At 54.6% G+C, this 4,631-nt stretch carries 10 protein-coding genes; all 10 read right to left on the bottom strand.

Annotation, left to right across the window (positions count from 1 at the left end; genetic code table 11):
- Positions 1-1,485 (bottom strand): ParB/RepB/Spo0J family partition protein (locus tag VAE48_RS08780; RefSeq protein ID WP_322792947.1); only part of this gene is annotated, 1,485 nt, incomplete at its 3' end.
- 3 nt (positions 1,486-1,488) lie between these two features.
- Positions 1,489-1,620 carry a hypothetical protein gene (locus VAE48_RS08775; protein ID WP_322792946.1) on the bottom strand — a complete coding sequence of 44 codons (132 nt, stop codon included), beginning with the start codon at positions 1,618-1,620 and terminating at the stop codon, positions 1,489-1,491.
- Between the two features lie 9 nt (positions 1,621-1,629).
- Positions 1,630-1,857 carry a hypothetical protein gene (locus VAE48_RS08770; RefSeq protein WP_322792945.1) on the bottom strand — a complete coding sequence of 76 codons (228 nt, stop codon included), beginning with the start codon at positions 1,855-1,857 and terminating at the stop codon, positions 1,630-1,632.
- Positions 1,858-2,054: 197 nt separating this feature from the next.
- Positions 2,055-2,267 (bottom strand): hypothetical protein, encoded by a 213-nt coding sequence (locus VAE48_RS08765; RefSeq protein ID WP_322792944.1) that lies wholly within the window; start codon positions 2,265-2,267, stop codon positions 2,055-2,057.
- 1 nt (position 2,268) lies between these two features.
- Positions 2,269-2,586 (bottom strand): hypothetical protein, encoded by a 318-nt coding sequence (locus VAE48_RS08760; protein WP_322792943.1) that lies wholly within the window; start codon positions 2,584-2,586, stop codon positions 2,269-2,271.
- Between the two features lie 2 nt (positions 2,587-2,588).
- Complete coding sequence (locus VAE48_RS08755) at positions 2,589-3,317, bottom strand: hypothetical protein (RefSeq protein ID WP_322792942.1); 729 nt, start codon at positions 3,315-3,317, stop codon at positions 2,589-2,591.
- Positions 3,318-3,383: 66 nt separating this feature from the next.
- Complete coding sequence (locus tag VAE48_RS08750) at positions 3,384-3,779, bottom strand: DUF6011 domain-containing protein (protein WP_322792941.1); 396 nt, start codon at positions 3,777-3,779, stop codon at positions 3,384-3,386.
- The gene (locus VAE48_RS08745; RefSeq protein ID WP_322792940.1) at positions 3,776-4,153 is read right to left on the bottom strand and encodes a hypothetical protein; all 378 of its coding nucleotides are present in this window, start codon (positions 4,151-4,153) and stop codon (positions 3,776-3,778) included. Before VAE48_RS08745 ends, VAE48_RS08750 begins: the two co-directional genes overlap by 4 nt.
- On the bottom strand, positions 4,150-4,419 hold the full coding sequence (locus VAE48_RS08740) for a hypothetical protein (RefSeq protein WP_322792939.1): 270 nt from the start codon (positions 4,417-4,419) through the stop codon (positions 4,150-4,152). Before VAE48_RS08740 ends, VAE48_RS08745 begins: the two co-directional genes overlap by 4 nt.
- A partial coding sequence (locus tag VAE48_RS08735; protein WP_322792938.1) for a hypothetical protein occupies positions 4,416-4,631 on the bottom strand: 216 nt, incomplete at its 5' end. The genes VAE48_RS08735 and VAE48_RS08740, both read right to left, overlap by 4 nt.

Here is a 4,631-nt window from a genome sequence, read left to right as displayed (position 1 = left end):
AGCAAAGATCGGAGCAATCTGATTGATATACTCGTCCGATTCCTCTAAATTGCGGATTTGCCGCTCCTGTTCCTGTACCCATCTCTCGTCATCTTCCCGGATGGACTCCAGTTCTGCTGCGCGTTGGATTACCGCCGGGTCAACCGTTATGATCTGCACCACCGGCGACCCGGTATTGGTGTTATAGGCATTTCCTGCGGCATATCCTCTTAATCGCAAATGCGGTGATTTCTCCTGGATGGCACTTTTGAAATAATCACCCGTTTCACCCCACGAAACGTACTGAATAAATTGATTTCCATCCTCGATCGGATCGTAAATCGAGATACCCGTTTCCGTGGAAACGCGCTCCAGTTCCAGTTCGATCCATCGGGCTTTCTTGCGCTCATAACAGACCTTACGCCCGCAAAACCCCTCACCGGCGATGGTCAGGTAGAACGGACATTTATCGCACGGCGGCGGATTCTTCAAATGACTGAATACCTCTATTGCCTCCGGTAGTTCCTCGGCCAGCCGATTGGACAAAACAGCGTTGATTCCCTCTGCCTTAGCCGAAGCCAGCAGGTAGATTTGTTCGAGATCAAGCGTTTTTGTCTCTTCGACGTTATAAAAAATGCTCTGATAAGTCAGGGTGATTTCTGCCGGCCCGTGGTAGCACTTCTTGAAATCGCTGAAGGTAACCTGGTAGTTGATTTCGCCAGTTTCCCAGTCCAGTGAGAACAGATCATTTGCCTTTCCGTTATTCTGCCAGTAAGTATATAGTCGCTGGATGTGCTTCTCTCCGCTGATTACCGCACGGATGGTGTTGTCCACTTGCTCCGGTTTGTCGTAGCGATTTGCGGCAATCTCATCGGCTAAATATTCGATGCGCTCGGCCGGCAGTATCTTCTGCACGCTCAGCAGCCGGCGCGCAAAATGTTCGGTGATTACGCCGCCGGCCAGATATAATTGCACCTTTTCCGGCAACTCCAGCAGGCGCATCTTATTGTGGACGGCACTTTCACTAATGCCGAATAATTCCCCGATCTCTCTGCTGGTTTTGCCAAACTCTTCTCGATAGCGCCGCATGGCACGCGCTTCTTCGATGGGTGTCAGGTCACGGCGCTGGATGTTTTCACTCACCGCCAGGCGGAACATCTCTTCGTCGCCGATGTCCATGATTTTGACCGGCATTTCCAGCCACTCGCCGTTGTCGCTGCGTTTGTGCAGCAGCCAGTATGCTGCCAGCCGGCTGTGACCGAATGCCAGTTGGACATTCCAGCCGAGTTTTTCGAAGATTTCACGCGGATCATTGATTCTTGTCATTACCTCGCGCACCGATTTCGGCTCGCCGCTTGCATCACAAAGCCGTCCAACCGGTTCTTGCAGTAATCCATCAGCGAGAATGGATGCCGCAAGTGCTTCGATGTGTTCGGTGTCCTCTGTAGCGCGCGGCTGCCAGGGGTTTGGATGAATGGAGTAAATCGGAAAAAGCATTCGAAGCATGGCTTACCTCATCAACCTGATCATAATCTCCGGCAGCAACACGACGGCCACTATCACCAGCACCCAGGCCAGAATACACACCAGCAGCAAATCCAGCCAGCCGCTGGTTTTTTTGGGTTTGTACGGATTGCTCATTTTCTCACCTCACCAGATCAACTTTTTCAGCGTCCGCCGGTCGCGGTCCACAATTGCAAGGTTGTTGTAATTGTCCTGGATGATCAGCCCCGGCGGAAATACGCCCGTCTCAAGCCCGTTTTTTACGTCCCGGATCGGCATGGATTTGCGCACGAAATCCCAGTATTCGTTCACGTCCACGCCGGGGAACATCACATAGCCGCAGAAGAAGAGTTGATTTTGTGAATTTACAGCCATAATTTCACTCTTCAACAAACCTGAACGTTACTTTGCAGTCGAAACAATTCCGGCGATGACCGAAATAGTGCTTGAGCAAATTGTGAATCTCGTTTTTTCGCTGCGGTGTCGGATCGTCCTGTTGTTTCGCCAGCAGGTTATCCAGATCGCGGTCTATTTCTTCGCCAACCGGGCACAAACTTCGATGATTACACCGTTCATGATTTTGACTCTTTCTGATCGGAAATCTCGCGCAGTTCGGTCAGCATCGCCCGGCACTGCGGGCAGCTGCGCAGGTGGGAGCGGTAACGCGTTATGGATTCGACATACGGCGGATATTCTTCCTCGTCCACCTGTTCCAGCCGCGCCAGGGTGATCTGCCGCTCCACTTCGCAGAACAAACGCCATGCTTCCACACACCGTCCTGCCATCTCAAAACCTCCACGCAAACGGCCGACGCTGGCAAAGCCAGGCCTCGCCGGCCTGATGCAGGCTGGCCACGCCTGCAATCCGCCTGGCCATCTCGGCCACGTCGGCTATCGTCGGCACGCTGGTATAGCGGTGCTGGTACAACACCTCGTTGACCGCCAGTTCCAACAGGCCGAGGGGCAGCATCCCCAATGCCTGCTCGTAAACCAGCAGCTGCCGCTTATCTACTTCCCGCCCAATTGCAATCCATAACCTGGATAAAACCGCCAGCCATTCACTGCGCGCATGTTCGTGTATCTGTTCGTTGGTCAAATCACTCATGGTTACACCTTTGGATTTTCAGCCATGTACTCACGGATGATCTCGTCCACATCCTGTTTTTTGCCGTTCTTGCTGCCGGACGGGGCGCGCTGACGGGACCGGTACACGTTCACCCCGTTCAGGATCGACCAGGGACCGGCAATTTTGAGCCCCTGCGCCAGCATCTCCCGGCAGGTCGCGTCAATTTCCTCCGGTGAAGCGCGCATCCGCATCAATTCCAGCATTGCCTCATGCCAGCGCCGGGTCTGGCCGCCGCCGCCGATAGGCGCATGAATGCCTGTTGCTGCGCTGAAAGCCTGAATCAACGGCTTCATCGCCGGTGAAAAATAACTTTCGTCAGGTTTTTGGTCGCCGCCGCCGCTTTCTGCTTCTACTTCTTTTTCTTCTTCTTTTTCTTTATCTTCTTCTATTTCTTCTTCTACGTAACGTTTCGTTACAACATCGTTTTGATTTTTGTAACGTTTCGTTACACCTTTGCGATGGTTCGCAACCCGCTCGGCCGGCGTATCGGCGTCTTGACGTTCCGCAAAATGAGTCACAACCCAGACATCAGGCTCCGCTTCATGCACTACCCCGACTTCTGCCAGGCCGTGGAGAGCCTCGCTCAGCTTCGTCTCATCGAGACGGAGGATCCACGCCATATCTTCTACGGGCGGTAGTACACCATCGTTCCCGTTCCTGCCCGCAAGCAAGAACAGCTCTATGGCACGCCTGAATAACCAGTCTGGCATTCGTCCAATCTTGGGATCGTCAAGTATCTCAATATATAACTTTATCCATCGCCTCATGTCGCCCGCCTACACCACCCAAACCTGACCGGGCAGAACCTTCCGGTTCTTGATTACAATCACTGCCAGCTGCTTTGCGCGCATGTATATCTCTTTCGAAACATCCTGCGCAAGCAAAATCATTTGCGGCTTCCCATACCGCTCGCGGTGCAGTGTTAGCACCGTTTCGATGTCCCCGTCAGGTATGTCATATACCCGCCAGAGCGGCGTGATCATACCCACGGACAAATCGCTGCCGGCGGCTGTCGCACCACCACTGCCGCGGGCGTGCCGTTCGGTCTGCCTGACCCGGCGGCTGCTGCTTTTTTGCGCCGCCCCGCGGCACTGCGGCCCCAACCCGGCGGCTATCGAAACGGGATCGGAAAGCGGCTTTCCGCAGCGTTTACAGCGCGGTTTATTGTTCATAGCAGCCTCATCTGAAAACTATCCCCGAATATCCGCTCGGCGGACTGGTCCATCGCCCGCAGGGTTTCGCTCATATCGGCGATCTTGGCGGCAAATTCCATCTTGCGGAATTCCTGATATTCCTCCAGCGTATCCGCCCAGTAATAGCCGCCATCCTCCCCCGGTGCAGAGCAGATCAGGTATCCTTTCCGGCGCAGCTGCTTGATCATCTCGCGCACCTGCCGCTCGCTGGCCGGCTGCCCCAGCCGGCGCACCATCGCGGTCAACTCGTTGCGCCCGATGGCGTTCCGCCGCCCGCGCCGCGATTCGAGCACGCGCAAGATGGCGCGCTCAAGACCGGGCGGCAGGTTTTCGATAATTTCCTCATACTTCATTTCGGCAATACTCCGATTCCACTTACGCCCATCCGGCTCATCTCCAGCATGGCCGCTTTTTCGCGGTCAATGTAACGAATGATGGCCGTCACGATTATCCGCTCCAGCCGGTCTTTCGGCACCGGCAGCGCGTAGTAGATGTCGTTTAGCATTATGGCTCGCATGGCCATGTCGGCTTCGTCAAATGCACTCTTGCGCCGCAACACGATCCAGACGGCCACCAGCATCCACAGCGGCAGATAGAATACGGCAAAAAGTGATTTCATTGCTGCACCTCCTCGAAACCCGGCAGGGGTTTATCAAAATCGAGAATATCCGCAGGAATAAGAATGGGGGTAATCAATGACCGGCTTCCGCGTGCAACCGCCGCCATCATTTCACTCAACAACACCGTGGTGATGTTGACCGGCAGTGCCTTCGGGTCCACCTGGCGGAAGCCGTTGCTCTCCATCCACTTGATCAGGTCGCTCATGCGGAA

Source organism: Bellilinea sp. (genome assembly GCF_034432615.1).
In the GTDB taxonomy this organism is placed as follows: domain Bacteria; phylum Chloroflexota; class Anaerolineae; order Anaerolineales; family Anaerolineaceae; genus Bellilinea.
The sequence above is the reverse complement of the archived record's forward strand: the minus strand, read 5'-3'. Positions and strand labels throughout refer to the sequence as shown.